Genomic DNA, 507 nt, shown 5'->3' on the forward strand with positions numbered 1-507 from the left:
TAAAGGTTCAATAGCAACGGAATAATGGATCGCGCTGCCGTGTGGTAATACCCAAACAGCGATCTGTTGCTGAAGCTGCTCATAGTAGGTTTGGTTAATATGAGGAGGGCGATTTTGAGTCGTGTCTGGGGCCGTCTTGGTAATATCTCTTCTCTGGCGATCTGTTAGTGAATGAAATTCTTCAATCGTCAGATTCTCATCGTTAACTGGCTGCGTAACGCTCTCTGATGGCGTTGCCTCCAAGACAGGTTGCTTAGGATCCAGATTAATCACCATGTTGAGCTCATGGCTTAGTTGAAGTTCAATCATCTCTTCTTGGCGTGAGCGCGGTGATAAACCCAGCGTTACGGCCATTGTTGATGGTTCAATTTTTTGACTGACAAGTGTGGTAGATTCGGCAGCGGATGGTTGACTTGACCATTGCCAGTAGATAAGAGTTAAACAACCAAGGCCAATCAATCCAACTAGGTATCTCATTATTGATGCATCCGCAGTTGTAGCCACGAT

The 507-nt window shown here is 45.6% G+C and carries 1 protein-coding gene; it reads right to left on the reverse strand.

All coding sequences use genetic code 11. The features are described from left to right. A partial coding sequence (locus Q5762_RS37040; RefSeq protein ID WP_315896708.1) for a hypothetical protein occupies positions 1-477 on the reverse strand: 477 nt, incomplete at its 3' end. Positions 478-507 lie beyond the last annotated feature (30 nt).

Origin of the sequence: Streptomyces sp. P9(2023) (assembly GCF_032436795.1) — a bacterium.
In the GTDB taxonomy this organism is placed as follows: Bacteria; Actinomycetota; Actinomycetes; order Streptomycetales; family Streptomycetaceae; genus Streptomyces.